The following is a 16,317-nucleotide window of genomic DNA, read 5'->3' as shown; positions in this document are numbered from 1 at the left end:
CCGCAGAGAGGAACGTTGGCCCTACTACTCGATTTTCATCATCCGACGTTCCACCCGGCCGACGCGGACCTTCGTCCATCCGCGAAGGTCCTCGTCGAGGTCGGGGTCGTCGGTGTCCACTCTGAGGACGGGAATCGTCTCCAGTTTCGACCGAGAGGCGACGACCGACACGTCACACCGTCGAATCACTTCGGGCGAGAGTTGTGGGTTGCCGCGGCCGAAGATGAACCCCTGCCCGCCGATGGGCGTGACGACGATGACGTTCTCTTCGCCGAGGTGGTCGAGAATCTGGTCGGTCGTCGCGTCGCGGACCAACACCTCGCCGTCGCGGTACACGTCCACGCCGAGCGGCGAGCCGTCGATTGCTAACTCGGCTTTCACCGCGCCGACGGTGCTGCCCGGACCGAGAACGTAGGTGACGCCCTCGCCGGCGCGGATGTCGTCCGCCACACCGGCGGCCAGCGCTTCGACGGTGCCGCCGCTCGTCTGTTTCGACGACTGCAGGTCTTCGGCGACGGGAACGTGCGCGACGGCGCGGAGTTCGGGGTGGACCGAACCAGAACGATACTCGTCCTCGTCGATGTCCATGACCTCGCGCGCCTCCGTGCGCTCGAACGTCGTCGCAATCACGGCGGCGTCTTCGGGCGAGACGGCGAACACCGAAGAGTAGACTTTCACGCCCGCCGGGACGCCCAGCATCGGCACGTCAGTCCCTTCGAGTGCGTCGGCGACGTCCGCAGCGGTGCCGTCGCCGCCGACGAAGAGCACGAGGTCGGCGTCTGCCTCGACGAACGCTTGCACGGCCGCGAGCGTATCGGTGGCGTTCGTCTCTTCGCCCGTGGGCGCGCCGAGAACGTCGGGGTCGAAACCAACGTCGCGGACGAGCGAGGTACCCATCGGGTCGTCCCACACCAGCATCTCTGTGTCCGGTGCGCGTTCGAAGAGGTTCGTCAGAGCGCGGCGCGCTCGTTCGGGTGCGCGAGGTTCGGCACCGCGGCGTCGTGCTTCGGCTACCTTCCCGTCTGTCCCCTTGAGTCCGACTCGACCACCCATCCCCGCGATTGGGTTGACGACGACGCCGATTCGCATACTCGAGGGAATTCACGCGCCGGAGAAAAGCCCCGCGGTCGGCGGTCTTGCGGCCGGCGGTCCTGCGGTCGCGGCCGGAACCTTACTTTTTATGAACGGGTCGGCGAATGTGTGTGGTATGATTCCGTTAGAAACTGCCGAACAGGTCTTCCCGATGTCGGAGACCGCGGCGACCGTCCTGCTCGTTGGCGTACTGATGACCGCTGGGTGGCTCTGGTACCTCCAGCGGTAACCGCACTATTCCTGCTCGTACAGTTCGACGCGTTCGGTGAGCCACGCGGCCGCCGCTTCGACCGTCGTCTCCTCTGCGCCCGCCAGTTTCACCCGGACGTGGTCGCCCGGGTAGCTCCCGACGGTCACGTCGAACTCCGATTGGAGTCGCTCGAACCGCTCGATGAGCGAACTCTCTGGCTCCGACGTGTGGACGAACGCGACGTGCGTCTTCTCGCCTGCGAAGTCGTCGGCGACGAGTTCGAACATCGCTTTCATCTCGCCCGGCACGCCGGGTAACACGTAGACCGACCCGATGACCGCACCGGGGGCGACACCCGGTTCGTTGGGGAGCATCCGCGCGCCCGCCGGGAGGTGCGTCGTTCCCTCTACGAGGTCGGCCGCGGAGTAGCCACCGTGTTCTTCCAACCACGCCGCGGCCTCTTCGTGCTGTTCGAGCGAACGCCCGAACGCCGCGGCGACGGCGTCCATCGTCACGTCGTCGTGCGTCGGGCCGAGACCGCCGGTGACGACGACGGCGTCGTACTCGGCGTGATACTCGTTGACCACGCGAGCGATATCGCCGACCTTGTCGGGGACCGTCGTCACGCGCTCGACGGAGACGCCGCGCTCGGTCAGTTCTCGACAGAGCCACGTCGCGTTCGTGTTCGTCGTGTCGCCGGAGAGCAGTTCGTCGCCGACGGTCACCACGGCAACTTGCATACTCCGGAGTAGGGATGTGGACGGCAAAAAGGCGTCCGACGCGGCGAAGGCGTCGGTTAGTTTCTGTCGTCTTTTTCGACGTCGAGACCGAGGTCCTGCCGTCGTCGCCGGAGTTCCTCGATTTGGCGACGGTAGTAGACGATTCCCGACCCGCCAATGAGTATCGAGACGATGGCGATACCCGCGAAGATGTAGAGGTCGCGCTGGAGGTAGAACTGGACGACGACGGAGTCGCTCGTCACGTTCTCCCAGCGGATGTGCAACTGATTTTCGACGACCTCCGTCTGGTAGCCAGCGGGTCGAACTGCCCCGAAGATGGGGAAACTCACCCGGCGGTCTTGCGGTAACACGACCTCGTAGGAGCCTTCGACGAACGTCGGCAGCGAGAACCGCTTCGGCGTCGAGTCCGACGTGAACGCGATTTTACCGTCACGGTCGGCGTCCGACGGGAGCGTCACCGTCGTGATTCGGTCGTTCTGCGTGACGTTCCCGCCGCGAGCCTTGAGTTCAGACCCGGTCAGGACCGTCCCGTTCGGGTACTGGTATCTGACCGCATCGACCGGCAGCGGCGTCCGACTACCGAAGCCGTCGAGTCGGTAGAGCGTAATCGACGACTGATTCATGTCGTAGACCCCGCGGAACTGACCGTTCTCTTGGACGGTGACGTGAACGTCTACGTCGGCGTTCCACGCGTAGGGTTCGTCCGGCGCGGCGTCGAGACGGTCGTTCGGCACGGTCGAAGTCCCACCGAGACACCCTGCGGTCACCAGGAGGAGGGCGAGTGCGACAAATCCAGCGAGGAGTCGTCGGTTCATCGTCTTACTGGCCGATTACACACTTGAGTTCCGCCGGAAGGTACGAACCGATACTGGAGAGGATACCGGGACCGTCGGTCTCCTCGCGGCAGACGATACTCTGTTCGAGCAGGCCGAGACGTTCGACGGTGACGATGTCGTGTGCGTGGCCGGCGCGGTTGACCGTCGCGCGAACCTCGCCGCGGGTGGCGCTGTTGACGTTCACGCGGTCAGTGCCGCGGGTCCAGTCGTAGAGTCTGTCGCGCTCTTCGTCGGCGAGACGCGAGGGTTCGTCGTCGCCGCCGTAGACGAAGCGAAGCGGCATGTGCTGGACGAGTCCGTAGCGGTCACGAATCTGACTCGGCGACCCTTGTCCCAGTCCGAGTTCGTCGCTCGGGATGCGAACCCGTTGGCCGGCGTCGAGGACGAACCCGTCGTCGTCCCACGATTCGAGCGTGCCGACGTAGGTCTCGCCTGCGGAGAGGTGCGGCGTCACCGCCCCCCACTCCTCGCTGAGGGCGTTTCGAGCGACGACTTCGTCTTCGCCGGAGACGGTCACGGAGATGAACCCGTCGTCTCGGACGCCGATGTCGTACTCCACGTCGAGGTCGCCGATGTCGTTGGCGACGAGCGACTGGAGACTATCCAGTGCTCGGTCCTGTGCGTCACCGCTGATGTAGCATTTCGTTGCGAGGACGACCATCTATGGGTTGGACCCCGTGACTTCGACGTTGAGTTCCTCTCGGAGTTCGTCGATTCGTGTCTCCATCGCACCCACGAGGTCGGTGTTGTCCATCGGTTCGAGCGGTGCACCCGTCTCGGGACACTGGAAGCCGAGTTCCATCGCTTCGGCGAACTCGAAGCGAATGCCGGCGGGTTCTGAGAGATAGAATTCGTGGTTCCGCTCGTAATCGACGCGCTCTTCGAGCGCTTCGAGCAGGCGATACATCTCCTCTTCGAGGTTCTCCGGGATGTTCTCGTAGTGGAACGTCCACAGGTAGGTGAGCCACCCGGAGTCCTCGTCGCGGACGCGACGATAGGACGCGAGGTCGTTCTCGTAGAGGATAAAGAGTGCTCGGCGAACGTCGTTGAGTTCGAGTCCGAGCTTCTCGGCGAGTTCCTCGTCAGTAACCTCACCGTCCGGGGGTGCCGCGGCGACCGGCATCCCCGTCGGCCCAACCAACTCGTGGAGGTATTTTTGAATGACAGGGTCGTTCAGCAACTCCTCAAAAGCCATATTGGATACATCCGCCGGACAGTCGTTTCAAAGTTCCGGATGCGCCCCCGGAAATCTGGCTTATTCTTCGTCGGTAGGGACGACTTTCTTCCCGGTTGCCATGGGAATCACCGTGTTCTCCGCGTCCTCCCAGTCTCGGTCGAGTTCGCGGCCGTCGAACAGGCGGTCCAAGAACACGGCGAGACCGGCGACTTCGGAGTGCGGTTGGTTCGTCACGCCGACGTTCCAGTCCGCCTCGTCGTACACTTCGAACGGGACTTTCTCGCCACCGACGACGACGAGCAATGGCTCGTCGGCCTGCGCCTCGCGGATGTCTTCCTCGACGTCCTGCACGCGCTCGCCGTACATCGTCAGGTGGACGACCTTGCCCTCCCAGTTTCGAATCACGGCGTTCAGCGAATCGGTCAACTCGACGGTAAAGGGGCCGCCGAACCGACCCGTGATGTCTTCGACCGTCTCCAGCGACTGGCCGGCGTTGTCGGGGAAGATGACGCGGTCTGCGCCGAGCGCGCGGGCGGTCAGGCCGACGTGCGTCGTCATGCGGTCGTCTCGTCCCGGTCTGTGACCGTAGCGGAGGACGGCGACCTCGGGTTCGCCTTGCATGTGTGTACGGAAACGACGGGGGAAAGTGGTGCTTTCGGAACGCACTCGCCGCCGTGTCGATGCTTATGCTCGGCGAGTCACAACAAGAGAGCATGCCCGACAGACCAGAGATTGGGGCCGGTGTCGCGGGAATCGACCTCTCGGACCGAACGGCCCTCGTCACGGGTTCGACCTCCGGCGTCGGCCGTGAGACCGCGCTCGCACTCGGCCGACTCGGCGCGACGGTGTTCGTCCACGGCCGCGACCGAGACACAGGCCGCGCAGTCGCCGCCGATATCGACGATTCCGGTGGCGAGGCAGTCTTCTTCCGGTCCGACCTCACCGAGCAGGCGACGGTCCACGCGCTCGCCGACGAGGTTCGCAGCCGAACCGACCGCCTCGATATCCTCGTCAACAACGCGGGCGCTCACTTCTCCGAGGGGTCGCTGACGAGCGACGGCGTGGAACGAACCTTCGCCGTCAACCACCTCGCGCCGTTCGTCCTCACCCACGACCTGCTCGGCCTCGTCCCCGACGACGGTCGCGTCGTCACCGTCTCCTCGGAAGTCCACCGTCGCGCCGGAGGCGACTTCGACGTGACCGAACTCGCCGGCTACGACGGTCTGGACGCCTACGCCCGGTCGAAGTTGGCGAACGTCCTCTTCACCGCGGAACTCGCCCGCCGCCTCGACGGACCGACGGCGAACTGCTGTCATCCCGGATTCGTCCCGTCGAGCGCGCTGTGGCGCGACGCGTCGCTCCCCGTTCGCGCCAGTGTCGGCGTCCTCACTCGTCTCCCGACGTTTCTCTCCGGTGGCTTCATCGACACGCCCGCGACGGCCGCCGAGACGCTCGTCTACCTCGCGGCGTCCCCCGAGGTCGCCGACGTCTCCGGGCGCTACTTCTCCGATTGCACGCTGAAATCGCCCGCTTCGAATGCGACCGACGAGCGACTGGCCGAACAGGTCTGGACCCTGAGCGAGGACCTCACTGGGTTATCGTGGCCGGAGAAACCGAGTCACACTGAGACCACTGGTAGGTAATCGGAGAGAAACCGACTTATCACTCCGAGGTGACTGTCGGTGTATGTCGCTCACTCTCTCTGACAAGCGTGTTCTCGTCACCGGTGGTGCCGGACTCGTCGGCTCTCACCTGGCAGCGCGACTCGCCGAAGACAACCACGTCGTCGTCGCGGACGACCTCTCGAAGGGCACCCGCGAGCGCGTCCCCGATGGCGTCGAGTTCGTGCAGGCCGACATGACCGACCCCGATGACGTTGCCGAGGCGGTCACCGAAGACCTCGATATCGTCTTCCACTTCGCGGCGTACACGGACACGAACTACCACGACCCACGGCAGTTGTTCGAGGAGAACACCGAGATGACCTACAACGTCCTCGAACGAATGAAAGAGGTCGGCGTGACGAACATCGCGTTCACGTCCTCTTCGACCATCTACGGCGAAGCCCCTCGCCCGACGCCCGAGGACTACGCCCCGCTCGAACCCATCAGCATCTACGGGTCGTCGAAACTCGCCGACGAGGGCCTGCTCTCGACGTTCGCCCACTCCTACGGGTTTACGGTCTACATGTACCGCTTCGCCAACATCGTCGGCCCGAAACAGCGCGGTAACGTCATCCCCGATTTCATCGAGAAACTCCTCGAATCGCCCGACACGCTCGAAATTCTCGGCGACGGCCGCCAAGAGAAGTCCTACCTCCACGTCGAGGACTGCATCGACGCGATGATTCACGTCGTCGAGCACGCCGACCGCGAGTACAACGTCTTCAACCTCGGCACGCGCACGACCACCTCCGTGACGACCATCGCGGACATCGTCTCGGACGTGATGGGTCTCGACCCCGAGTACGAGTACACCGGCGGCGACCGCGGGTGGACCGGCGACGTGCCGAAGATGCGCCTCTCGGTCGAGAAACTGAGCGCGCTCGGTTGGGAACCGGACGGGTCGAGCGACGACGCGGTCCGGCGTGCGGCCGAATCGCTCACCGACGAGTTGCGGGCGGAGTACGAGTAACCGAACAGGTGAGACCAGTCGAATAGCGCGAACAGGCCGCCGCGAACGAGGCACCTTTTTACCCTCGATTCCTACCACTTCTCGTGCAAGTAGTCGGGTACGATACCCAGATGCCGGCGCTCTACGTGAGCACCAGCGACGGCATCGACACGGTGTCGCTCGACCCCGGTACGAAACTCGAATTCTCGCTCCAAAATCGCCACTGCGCGGGGACGCTCCACGACGACACGCACATCTCGTGTTCGAACGAGCGCGCGCCGTACTGCCGCGACCACCAATCGACGTGGGTCTGCGCGAAGTGTACCGGCACCTGCCTCAAAGACGAGATGGACTGCTACGAGGACCACGCCGTGTATCTCGCCGCCTTCGCCCCCGACGTGTTCAAGGTCGGCGTCACCCGCCTCTGGCGACTCGAAACCCGCCTGCGAGAGCAGGGTGCCGACCGCGCGGCACACATCCGGACCATGTCCGACGGCCGGGTCGCACGCGAGTACGAAGCCGAGGTGGCGAAGACACTCGTAGACCGCGTGCGCGTCCCGACGAAAATCGACGGCTTCGGCCGCGACGTGGACGAAGAAAGGTGGGACGAACTCTGCGACGAGTTCGACCCCATCGAGACGTTCGAGTTCGACTACGGACTCGAACTCACCGAGGCCCCGCTCGCCGAAACCATCGCAACGGGGACGATTCGCGGCCTCAAAGGGCGCGTGCTCGTCCTCGACAACGCCGGAACGACCTACGCCGTCGATATGCGGAACCTGGTCGGCTACGAGTTGGAAGAAGGCGGGACCGAAAGGGAGTTGCAGTCGAGTTTGGGCGCGTTTTCGTAGAGTGGGTCAATACAGTCTGAGGAGAGGTCGGTCGCTCAGTCTTCGAGATACGACTTCTCGATATGTTGGTCGCCCCCAACGAGTGTCGTCAGCCACCGGGTGACGATATCGAACACCGCGACGAGTGGCCCCAGTGCGCGTTCGACGTACGAAACCGGGCGCGCGACGCGGAGGCTCCAGGACTTTGCATGAGCGAGTCCGTAGGATTTCGGAACGATTTCTCCGAAGACGAGGACGAGAACGCTCACGCTGAGTGTCGCAATCACGACGGTGGAACCGGGAGGGAGAAACCGCGCGACCAGCAGTGTGACGATGCTGGTGATGGCGATGTTGACGAGGTTGTTTCCGACCAACAGCGTGACGAGGAGTCGGTGCGGGTTCGCGCGGAGTTGTTCGAGCCTGTGGCTTTCGGTCGAACCGTTGTCCGTCTCGGTCTGCACCCATTCATCCGGGAGCGAGAAGATAGCTGACTCACTACTAGAGAAGAACGCACTCAATGCCAACAGAATCACGACTGCGATAAGCGACGGTACCAAAATCGAGTATGTATTCATACATCACCCTACACCAGAAGGTGTATGAAAACCCGTGATTGGGTCCCGCTCAACTGCCCCGCCGATTCGGTAGGCAATACCTGAAAGAAGCGGGGCGCTGTGCTGACTTCGTGCGCTGTCTGTGTCACACACTACCCGTCAAAGTCTACGGATTTCGACAGAGCGTCAGGTCACAGTCGGAGCAGTACAGGTGGTCTCGGGCATCCACCGTTCGTGTCCCTAGCTGCTCGCCGCAAGCCGGACAGAACGTCGCCTGTTCGTGCGGGAACGTACACGCCATCGTGTCGGGAGTTCTTCGCTCTCGTATTTGAATCATCGCGTCGGCTGACAGTAATCGAGATACGCCGTCTATTCTGACCTCCCCGGACCGTCAGCACTTTCCGGTTCGAGAGTCAACTGCGGCGCATGGCAGAAGACGAATCCGCAGACGACACGACGCCAGACGAAGAATCGGGCGAAGAGGAGAAGTCGTTCCGCGAGCGCGTCGAAGAGATTCGTAAGCGCCGCGAAGAAGAACGAGAGAACGGCGAGCGACCCAGCCCCGAAGAGATGATGGGCGGCGGTCCCGGCGGGATGGGTGGCGGCCCCGGCGGCATGGGCGGCGGTGGCGGCAACCCGTTCGCACAGATGATGAGCGGCATGATGGGCGGCGGCGGCATGGGCGGTCCCGGTGCGGCACAGCGCGACCCAGAACAGGGCGGCGACGGCAACGAGCGCGTCGTGCGCGAACTGCGCCAACTCCGCGACGAAGTGCGTGACGTAAACCGCGAACTCCGACGCATCGCCGACGCGCTCGAAGACCGCGACTAAAACAAGACTTCTATCGTTTTCCGACTCGCTCGTAGAGCGCCGCCAGTTGGTCCACCGAGCGTTCGACGCTGACCTCCTCGCGCCGGGCGAGACACTGCTGTCGCAAGTCGTCGGAGGCGTCGAGTGCGTGGAGAATCCCGTCTCGGAACCCGTCTAAGTCCCCCGATTCGTAGTGATAGCCGGTGACGCCATCGACGACGGTGTCTTCGAGCGCGCCTTCGTTCACGCCGACGACGGGGGTGCCGCAGGCGTTGGCTTCGAGCGCGACGAGACCCTGCGTCTCGACGGGACTCGGGAAGGCGAACACGTCGAGCGCGGAGTAGAACGCCGGGAGTTCCTCGCGGTCGAGAAAGCCCAAGAAGCGGGCGTCAACGTCGAGGCTGTCAGCGAGCGATTCGAGGTCTTCGCGGGCGGGACCGTCGCCGCCGAGGACGACGGTCACGTCGAGGTCGGCCGCGGCGTGGAGGAGTTCGGCGAGGTTCTTCTCGTAGCCGTGCCGGCCGGTGTAGCCGACGAGTGGCCCGTCGCCGAGGTCGTACGTCTGTCTGAACCCGTCGCCGTCGCTCGGGACGAATCGCTCGATATCGATGCCGTTCGAGAGGACGACGATTTCTGTCCGAACGCCGACTTCGTCGCGGAGGCGGCGTTTGGCGTCTTCGCTGGGGACGATGACGGCGTTAGTTCGGTCGAAGAACCAGCGTTCGTAGCGTTCTGAGACGTTCTCGACGCGGCGCTCTATCGACCCGACCGAGGTGAGGTACTCGGCGTACTCGCTCGTCGGCGTGTGGTAGGTCGCAACGAGCGGAACCTCGGCACGGCGGGCGAGTCGAAGCCCCGCGAGTCCCATCCCGAACGGGGTGTGCGCGTGGACGATATCCGCCTGCTCGACCGGTTCGGGGATTCGCGGAAGCCCCATTCTGAAGCCCTCGTAAAACGGGAACGGGAGGCTCCTGACCGGGTACTCGCCCGGTTCGGGGTCGTAGTCATCGTCGCCGGGGAAGACGACGTCCATGCGGCCGCCGCGGCGCTGCCACCGGTCTCGCCACGTCTGAATCGTGTACGAGACGCCGTTGACGGTGGGCAGGTACGTGTCCGTGAACGCGGCGACCGTCTGCATGCCACTTTCTGCGCAGGGGAGGGGATAAACGGTTGTGACTTCGCGCTGTCGTGTCGCGTGGTATCGACTACCGTTCGGGTGCACCCGTCTGCACGTCTTCGTACGCCTCCACCAACCGCTCGCCGACGCGGTCCAGACTGTGTTCGGCGGCGGTCGCTTTGGCGTTCTCGCCGAGTCGCGCTCGGAGTTCGGGGTCGCGGGCGAGTAAGTCGAGTGCTCGTTTGAATTCCGCTTTGGTCGAACACTTCAGGCAGTCGTGGCCGTGGGTGTAGAACTCCTCGAAGACGGGGATGTCGCGGAGGACGACGGCCTTCCCGCACGCCATCGCTTCGAGGACGACCAACCCTTGATTCTCGTTCTTCGTCGGGAAGAGGTACACGTCGCCCGCGCCGTACGCGCCGCGGATGTCGTCTACCCATCCGGTGAACGTGACGTTCTCGGGGTGATTGTTGACCCAGTACTTGACCGTCTTCGAGCCGTGCGGACCGGTGTCGTACGTTCCGAACCACGTGAAGTCGTAGTCGGTCTCCCGAGCGAGTTCACAGAACATCGTCAGTCCCTTTCGTTCGAAGACGCTCCCGACCGCGAACACGGCCATTCCGTCCATGTCGTACTTCTCGCGGTACTCGTCTCGGAGGGTTTCGTGACCCTCCAGCGCCTCGGTATCGACGCCGTTCGACATCGGTCGAATCGGCGCGTCCACGGGGTACGATTCGAGGACGCCCTTGGTGTACTCGGAGGGGCACAACACGAGGTCTGCCTGCGAGTAGAACCACTTGAGGTACCTCCCGAGGGCGGGGGCGACTGCCGTCGAACCGCGGAAGCTCTCGGCGAAGTCTTCGCGCGTCACGTGTGCGTGGAGGACGAGGGGGATATCGTTCCGCTTGGCGTGGCGGGCGACGGCCACCGAGCCCGGGCCGATGAGGTTGCAGTGGGCGATATCGTAGTCGGCAAAGATGCCCTCACCGTTTGCGAAGCGGGACACAACAGCGCGGGGAGAGTCGGGCCACGGCGACGTCACGACGTCCACGTCGGTCGTTTCGAGGGCCGCGCGCTGCTGGTCGGTTGCAGTCCCGATACCGCTGCGGTCGAGTTGGGAGGCCAACTCGAGATAGTTCAAGACGCGCACGCTCGGCCGTAGTTGTAGTGACGATTTGATACTACCGGCTTCGTCTCTGGAGAAAGTTCGGAATACATTTGTTCGAACCCTACGCCCGAAGCAGTATGGGAATCGCGGAAGAGCGCATCACCCGACTCCATCAACTCGCTCACGAAGCGACAGCGTCGGGTGATTTCGACCTCGCCCGCGAGTACGTCCGCCTCGCCCGCCGCGTCGCCGAGCGAAATCGCTGTGGGCTGCCGAAGTCGTTTCGGCGCTTTATCTGCGACGAGTGCGACGCCTACCTCCGCCCCGGCGTCAACGCCCGATTCCGAACCCAATCGGGCGGCCACGTCGTCGTTCGCTGTGACTGCGGAGCGACCAAACGCTATCCGTACTGATTTTACGGACGTGGGACGGTGACACGCCTCCCGCCGCGCCCGAAGACTTAGTATTGAAGGGGCCTGCGACATAGTGCTAGCTACACATGACTACGCAGGACCTTCGGAAAGAGGCTCACAACCTCGACGTGACCGTCTGGGTTGGCAAAAGCGGCATCGAGGCAGTCGTCGGCGAGTTGAACGACCAACTCGCCGAGCGGAATCTCGTGAAGGCGAAGTTCCTTCGGGCCGCCCTCGGTGGAACGACCGTCGAGGAGACCGCGGCGGACCTCGCCGAGCGAGTCAACGCTGAACTGATAGAGACACGCGGGAAGACGGCGGTCTATCACCGATAACCATCATGCTCCCACTGCAATTACTCCAGGGAGACGGCGGGCCAGTCGGTCAGTTCCTCGCAAACCAAGGCATCCCGTACTCGGGTGCGCTCGGTGCGATTCTCGGCTTCGTCCTCGGCTTCGCCGTCGTCTACGTCGTCGGCAAGGCCGTCGTCTCGTCCGTCCTGAGCCGGTGGCTCGACCGCCGCGGCGCGGACGAACACGCGAAGAAGCCGCTGATGAAGATTACGTCGCTCGTGATGGCCTTCATCGCGCTCGCCGCCGGGTTCCGGTTCGCAGGGTTCCCGAGCATCTTGCAGTCGCTGGCGACCATCGGTGCGGCCGCGACGCTCGCTATCGGCTTCGCCATGCAGGACGTCATCGCCAACTTCGTCGCTGGCATCTTCATCTTCACCGACCGCCCGTTCCGCATCAACGACTGGATCGAATGGGACGGTAACTCGGGCGTCGTCGAGGACATCTCCTTCCGCGTGACGCGCGTTCGGACGTTCGACAACGAACTGCTCACCGTTCCGAACTCGCAACTCACCGACGGCGTCATCAAGAACCCCGTCGCCAAGGACAAACTCCGCCTGCAGGTGCCGTTCGGCATCGGCTACGACGACGACATCAACCTCGCCACCGACATCATCCTCGAAGAGGCACGCGCCCACGAGGGAGTCATGTCCGACCCCGAACCGTCGGTTCGGCTCACGGAACTCGGCGACTCGTCGGTCGTCCTCAAGTCGCGCATCTGGATTTCCCAACCCAGTCGCGCCGACTTCGTGAAGACGCGCGGCGAGTACGTGACGGCCGTCAAAGAGCGGTTCGACGCCGAGGGAATCGACATCCCGTACCCGAACCGCACGCTCAGCGGCGAACTGACGGTCGCCGGGATGGACCACGTCGTCCAATCGAACGACTGAGAGAACGACTCGTCGATGCGTGGGTCTCCCACGCCCGCTTTCTTATAACTCGATACGCTCGACCAACTGGTCTTCCGACCGCGTGTTGACCGCGACGATTCGAACGTAGTTTTCCAGCCCGGAGCCGTCGAGTTTCGCCTTCAGGAGGTTATCGACCTGATAGACGCCCGCGGCGTTCACCATCTCGATTTCGACGAGCACGGGCGACTGTTCGCCGGGTTCGAGCGAGACGTTACTGATGGCCCGACTGGAGAGCGTGTTGATGCCGCGGCCACCCTTCTCGTACGGGATGCGCGACCGGCCGCGCTCCATGTCGAGGGCGTCGGCGACGCGGATGATGCCCGCTTCGAGCGTGAGCGGGTCTTCCTCGCGGTGGTGAGTGAGAATCGCGTGGAGGACTTCGGCTTTCATGCGCACCGTGTCGGCCACGTCGTAGAACTGCGGGAGGAATCGGTCGAGCACGTCCGCGGCGAGGGGAATCGAGTAGTAGGCGTGGTTGTCGCGGTGGACGATGTGGCCGATATCGTGGAGTTGCGCAGCGAGCGCGATGATGACGGCTTCGTCGGCTTCGTCGAGTCCCTGGTCGCGCGCACCGTTGAACACGCACTCGCCGCCTTTGAGCAAGTCGTAGAGGCGGAGTGCTCGGTTGCGAACGATTTCGATGTGTTTGGGCCCGTGGTCGTTGTAGCCCTTGCGCGCGACCGCGTTGACGTTCTGGGCTTCGAGGAGGACGTTTATCTCCTCGTCTTCGAGGAGTTCGGGGAGGACTTCGTTGAGCTTCTGGTCGGGGAAGTTGTGGTCTGCATCCGGATCGTAGACGCGGCCACCGTTGATCGTATCTTCAGATTTGCTCATCAGGCTACAGTCGCAGTACGGACAAAAAAGGACTGGGGCTACAGTCTGCCCCGTCGTGCGGTGTCAGTTCGTTAGGATGCCTGCTGGGTCGTTTGCTGAGCGGCCTGCCGGGTCGCTTCCTCGACCGCCTCGTAGTCGGGTTCGACGCCGGGGTCGTCGCTGACCCACGAGTAGGTGACCTCGCCGTCGGCATCGACGACGAAGACGGCGCGTTTTGCGACACCGTAGACGCCGAGGTCGGCGAAGTCCATCTCCACGTCGTAGGCGTCGATGAGGTTTCGGTTGGTGTCGCTGATGAGACCGAAGTTCAGGTCGTGTTTCGTGGCGAACTCGCTGAGCGTAAAGGGCGTGTCGATGCTGATGCCGTAGACCGTCGAACCGACGTCTTCGAAGTTGGCGAGTTGGTCGCGGAAGGTGCACATCTCGGTGGTGCACGTGCCCGTGAAGGCCGCGGGGAAGAACGCGAGGACGAGCGGCGCGTCGTCGAGGTTCTCGGAGAGCGTGAACGACTCGATGTCGCCGTCGATAGCTGTTTTCGGTGCCGTGAAATCGGGTGCATCATCGCCGACAGATACCATACACCGGTACTCTTTGGTCAAACAGATTTACCTTCATCGATAGCGGTACGAATCGGAGCCAGCGAGCAAAAAGCCTATAATTGCCACTGGGTAACGCAGAAACAGCGATGTTCGAGACCATCACCCCCCTGTTCCCGGGTCTCCCGGGCGGGCCGGAGCTGCTCATCGTCCTCCTCGTACTCGTGCTGCTGTTCGGGGCGAACAAGATTCCGAAGCTTGCACGATCGACTGGACAGGCAATGGGCGAGTTCAAACGTGGACGTGAAGAAATCGAAGACGAACTGAAGCAGATGGATACTGACGACGACGAAGAGGAAACGAGCGACGTATCCACCGAGTCGGCGACGGCGAAAGAGCAGTAACCGCAGCTCCATCTTCCTGTTTCCACGGCCCCCACAGGGGTCGAACCACGCGATTTTTATCACCCACGGAGACAACTCTCCGTGGGGCGTGTGGCCTAGTGGATAGGGCGAGAGGTTCCTAACCTCTCGATCGCGGGTTCGAATCCCGTCACGCCCGCTCAGTCACTTCGTTCTTTCGCGGGCGTTCCTGAGTCCCGTTCGTCTTACTCACGGGACTCCCGCCATGCCCGTACAGCGAGGAGCAGAGCGACGAGCGAACCGGCATGGCGGGTTCGCAACCCGACGAGACGAGCGAAGCGAGTCTCGGCACGGTTCGAATCCCGTGAACTTCGTTCACGACGTGCAGCGTAAATCGCTGCACTCCCGTCGCGCCCGCTTCACTCACTGCGTTCGTTCAGCGGCCGCTCCTGAGTCCCGTTCGTGCTACTCACGGGACTCCCGTCACGCCCGTTTTTCGGCGAACGCCAGAGCCGTGAAAACGGCACCGCGGGATTCGAATCAGGGAGCGAACGACGTGAGCGACTGAGGCTCGAATCCCAGATATTTCACCAAACTACGCGGCCAATTCATCATCGACCGGAACCTCACACACCAACTCCTCCCGACAGTCGGTGACGTTGTTGCGGAAGACGTTCGAGTCGCCTCCGACGACGAGTTGCTCGCCCGCGTTGTCGCAGACGACGTTGCGGACGAATCGGTTGGCGCCACTATCGACCAGTTCGACCCCGTTGGCACCGTTATCTCTGATGGTGTTCTCGACGAACTCGCTTTCCCGCACGCCGCCGAGGAATACGCCGTCGCCGCCGTTGTCCGTGATTTCGTTGTTGGAGACGCGGTTACCGCTGGTGGAGTCGTCGTCGGGACCAGATTGGCCTTCGAGCGACACGCCGCGAGACTCGTTGTGCACGAAGCTATTCGCCGACACGTCGTTGTTCGAAGACGCCTGCGTGAGTGAGAGACCGGTTCGATTCCCGCGCGCGACGTTCTCGACCACCGTGCAGTCGTCGCTCGCCGAGAGCGCGATTCCAGACTGGCGGCCTTCGGCGAGGAGATTGCCGCGAATCTCCGCCGTCGAGTCGAACAGGCCGATTGCGGAGTTCCGACTCGATTTGACCGTGTTATCGACGAGTCGGCCTCGTGAACGGTCGCGGAGGAGGATTCCGCCATCCGAGTCTTCGACGAAGTTCGACTCGATGGTCGCCGCCGAGTTCCGGAGAACCACCGCCGACTCACAGAGACTCAGGTAGGTGTCGGTGAGCCTGCAGTCCGCCACGTTTTGGAGCCGAACCCCGTCGTTCCAGTTCGAGACGACGAGATTTCTGACGCCGACGTTGCTGAGTTGGCCGTCGTCGCTCCCGATTCGCACACCGATCGACTCCCCAGTAGTCGTCCCGACGAGTTCGTATCCCCGTCCATCGAGCGTCACGTCACTCGACTGGATATCGATACAGGGACCGTCCTCCGACGAATCGACGTTCGATTCGAGGAGGTACGTCCCGGGTTCTGTGATGGTCGTCGGCGAGTCGATTCGGGTGGACTCAGCGTTCGTCGCCGCGGCGCTCGACACCGCCGTCGGAATCCCGCCCACGAGCGTTCCCACCGCTGCGATTCGCTTAAGAGCGCCACGTCTGGTACTCCTCGCGCCCGATGTCACCGCTTTCTCGACCGGTCTCTCGGAGGGCATTGACGACGGATATTCGACGTAAATTCGCATAGTCGTTCCTTCCAGATAGAGACGTTACGGTGTCGAACAGGGGACGGAGACGTTCTTGCCGTGCTGTACGAACTCCACTATCGCTAAC

20 protein-coding genes and 1 tRNA gene are annotated in these 16,317 nt (G+C 63.2%); 9 read left to right on the top strand and 12 right to left on the bottom strand.

Going from position 1 to position 16,317, the window contains the following annotated elements; genetic code table 11:
- Positions 1–24: 24 nt before the first annotated feature.
- The 6 genes from ACFQJC_RS10425 to ACFQJC_RS10400 all read right to left on the bottom strand — a co-directional run bounded on the left by ACFQJC_RS10425 (position 25) and on the right by ACFQJC_RS10400 (position 4,656).
- Positions 25–1,089 (bottom strand): ATP-NAD kinase family protein, encoded by a 1,065-nt coding sequence (locus ACFQJC_RS10425; protein ID WP_390223269.1) that lies wholly within the window; start codon positions 1,087–1,089, stop codon positions 25–27.
- Between the two features lie 237 nt (positions 1,090–1,326).
- On the bottom strand, positions 1,327–2,022 hold the full coding sequence (locus tag ACFQJC_RS10420) for a competence/damage-inducible protein A (protein WP_390223268.1): 696 nt from the start codon (positions 2,020–2,022) through the stop codon (positions 1,327–1,329).
- Between the two features lie 56 nt (positions 2,023–2,078).
- A complete protein-coding gene (locus tag ACFQJC_RS10415; RefSeq protein WP_390223267.1) occupies positions 2,079–2,837 on the bottom strand; it encodes a DUF5803 family protein in 759 nt (252 codons plus the stop codon).
- A gap of 4 nt (positions 2,838–2,841) precedes the next feature.
- Positions 2,842–3,519 (bottom strand): DUF2110 family protein, encoded by a 678-nt coding sequence (locus tag ACFQJC_RS10410; RefSeq protein WP_390223266.1) that lies wholly within the window; start codon positions 3,517–3,519, stop codon positions 2,842–2,844.
- Positions 3,520–4,053 carry a transcription factor gene (locus ACFQJC_RS10405; RefSeq protein ID WP_390223265.1) on the bottom strand — a complete coding sequence of 178 codons (534 nt, stop codon included), beginning with the start codon at positions 4,051–4,053 and terminating at the stop codon, positions 3,520–3,522.
- A 60-nt stretch (positions 4,054–4,113) separates the two neighbouring features.
- A complete protein-coding gene (locus ACFQJC_RS10400) occupies positions 4,114–4,656 on the bottom strand; it encodes a tRNA (cytidine(56)-2'-O)-methyltransferase (RefSeq protein WP_390223264.1) in 543 nt (180 codons plus the stop codon).
- Between the two features lie 92 nt (positions 4,657–4,748).
- On the opposite strand from ACFQJC_RS10400, the gene ACFQJC_RS10395 reads away from it, so the two are divergent.
- The 3 genes from ACFQJC_RS10395 (at position 4,749) to ACFQJC_RS10385 (ending at position 7,499) form a co-directional block, all read left to right on the top strand.
- Positions 4,749–5,678 carry an SDR family oxidoreductase gene (locus tag ACFQJC_RS10395; protein WP_390223263.1) on the top strand — a complete coding sequence of 310 codons (930 nt, stop codon included), beginning with the start codon at positions 4,749–4,751 and terminating at the stop codon, positions 5,676–5,678.
- A 43-nt stretch (positions 5,679–5,721) separates the two neighbouring features.
- Positions 5,722–6,669 carry an NAD-dependent epimerase/dehydratase family protein gene (locus tag ACFQJC_RS10390; protein WP_390223262.1) on the top strand — a complete coding sequence of 316 codons (948 nt, stop codon included), beginning with the start codon at positions 5,722–5,724 and terminating at the stop codon, positions 6,667–6,669.
- Positions 6,670–6,752: 83 nt separating this feature from the next.
- Entirely contained in the window at positions 6,753–7,499 is a 747-nt protein-coding gene (locus ACFQJC_RS10385; protein ID WP_390223261.1) for a DUF2797 domain-containing protein, read from the top strand.
- 35 nt (positions 7,500–7,534) lie between these two features.
- On the opposite strand, the gene ACFQJC_RS10380 is transcribed toward ACFQJC_RS10385, so the two are convergent.
- On the bottom strand, positions 7,535–8,053 hold the full coding sequence (locus tag ACFQJC_RS10380) for a DUF21 domain-containing protein (RefSeq protein WP_390223260.1): 519 nt from the start codon (positions 8,051–8,053) through the stop codon (positions 7,535–7,537).
- A 405-nt stretch (positions 8,054–8,458) separates the two neighbouring features.
- Here ACFQJC_RS10380 and ACFQJC_RS10375 point away from each other — a divergent pair, with 405 nt between their 5' ends.
- Positions 8,459–8,863 (top strand): hypothetical protein, encoded by a 405-nt coding sequence (locus tag ACFQJC_RS10375; protein WP_390223259.1) that lies wholly within the window; start codon positions 8,459–8,461, stop codon positions 8,861–8,863.
- A gap of 10 nt (positions 8,864–8,873) precedes the next feature.
- On the opposite strand, the gene ACFQJC_RS10370 is transcribed toward ACFQJC_RS10375, so the two are convergent.
- Entirely contained in the window at positions 8,874–9,980 is a 1,107-nt protein-coding gene (locus ACFQJC_RS10370) for a glycosyltransferase family 4 protein (protein ID WP_390223258.1), read from the bottom strand.
- A 67-nt stretch (positions 9,981–10,047) separates the two neighbouring features.
- Entirely contained in the window at positions 10,048–11,109 is a 1,062-nt protein-coding gene (locus ACFQJC_RS10365) for a glycosyltransferase family 4 protein (RefSeq protein WP_390223257.1), read from the bottom strand.
- Positions 11,110–11,204: 95 nt separating this feature from the next.
- On the opposite strand from ACFQJC_RS10365, the gene ACFQJC_RS10360 reads away from it, so the two are divergent.
- The 3 genes from ACFQJC_RS10360 (at position 11,205) to ACFQJC_RS10350 (ending at position 12,720) form a co-directional block, all read left to right on the top strand.
- Complete coding sequence (locus ACFQJC_RS10360) at positions 11,205–11,480, top strand: ribonuclease P protein component 4 (protein ID WP_390223256.1); 276 nt, start codon at positions 11,205–11,207, stop codon at positions 11,478–11,480.
- An 86-nt stretch (positions 11,481–11,566) separates the two neighbouring features.
- Positions 11,567–11,815, top strand: coding sequence for a YhbY family RNA-binding protein (locus ACFQJC_RS10355; protein ID WP_390223255.1), 249 nt, complete (start codon positions 11,567–11,569; stop codon positions 11,813–11,815).
- Positions 11,816–11,820: 5 nt separating this feature from the next.
- Entirely contained in the window at positions 11,821–12,720 is a 900-nt protein-coding gene (locus tag ACFQJC_RS10350) for a mechanosensitive ion channel family protein (RefSeq protein ID WP_390223254.1), read from the top strand.
- Positions 12,721–12,762: 42 nt separating this feature from the next.
- Here ACFQJC_RS10350 and ACFQJC_RS10345 read toward each other — a convergent pair whose 3' ends face one another.
- Positions 12,763–13,575: an HD domain-containing protein gene (locus ACFQJC_RS10345; RefSeq protein WP_390223253.1), complete on the bottom strand. Its 813-nt coding sequence runs from the start codon at positions 13,573–13,575 to the stop codon at positions 12,763–12,765.
- 71 nt (positions 13,576–13,646) lie between these two features.
- Positions 13,647–14,153, bottom strand: a complete 507-nt coding sequence (locus ACFQJC_RS10340) for a redoxin domain-containing protein (protein ID WP_390223252.1) — start codon at positions 14,151–14,153, stop codon at positions 13,647–13,649.
- 107 nt (positions 14,154–14,260) lie between these two features.
- Here ACFQJC_RS10340 and ACFQJC_RS10335 point away from each other — a divergent pair, with 107 nt between their 5' ends.
- Both ACFQJC_RS10335 and ACFQJC_RS10330 read left to right on the top strand, forming a co-directional pair.
- Positions 14,261–14,515 carry a Sec-independent protein translocase subunit TatA/TatB gene (locus tag ACFQJC_RS10335; protein WP_390223251.1) on the top strand — a complete coding sequence of 85 codons (255 nt, stop codon included), beginning with the start codon at positions 14,261–14,263 and terminating at the stop codon, positions 14,513–14,515.
- Positions 14,516–14,599: 84 nt separating this feature from the next.
- Positions 14,600–14,672, top strand: a tRNA-Arg gene (locus ACFQJC_RS10330).
- A 396-nt stretch (positions 14,673–15,068) separates the two neighbouring features.
- Here ACFQJC_RS10330 and ACFQJC_RS10325 read toward each other — a convergent pair.
- Positions 15,069–16,115: a right-handed parallel beta-helix repeat-containing protein gene (locus ACFQJC_RS10325; protein WP_390223250.1), complete on the bottom strand. Its 1,047-nt coding sequence runs from the start codon at positions 16,113–16,115 to the stop codon at positions 15,069–15,071.
- Positions 16,116–16,317: the final 202 nt, after the last annotated feature.

Source organism: Haloferax namakaokahaiae (assembly GCF_042663225.1).
Lineage (GTDB): Archaea > Halobacteriota > Halobacteria > Halobacteriales > Haloferacaceae > Haloferax > Haloferax namakaokahaiae.
The sequence above is the reverse complement of the archived record's forward strand: the minus strand, read 5'-3'. Positions and strand labels throughout refer to the sequence as shown.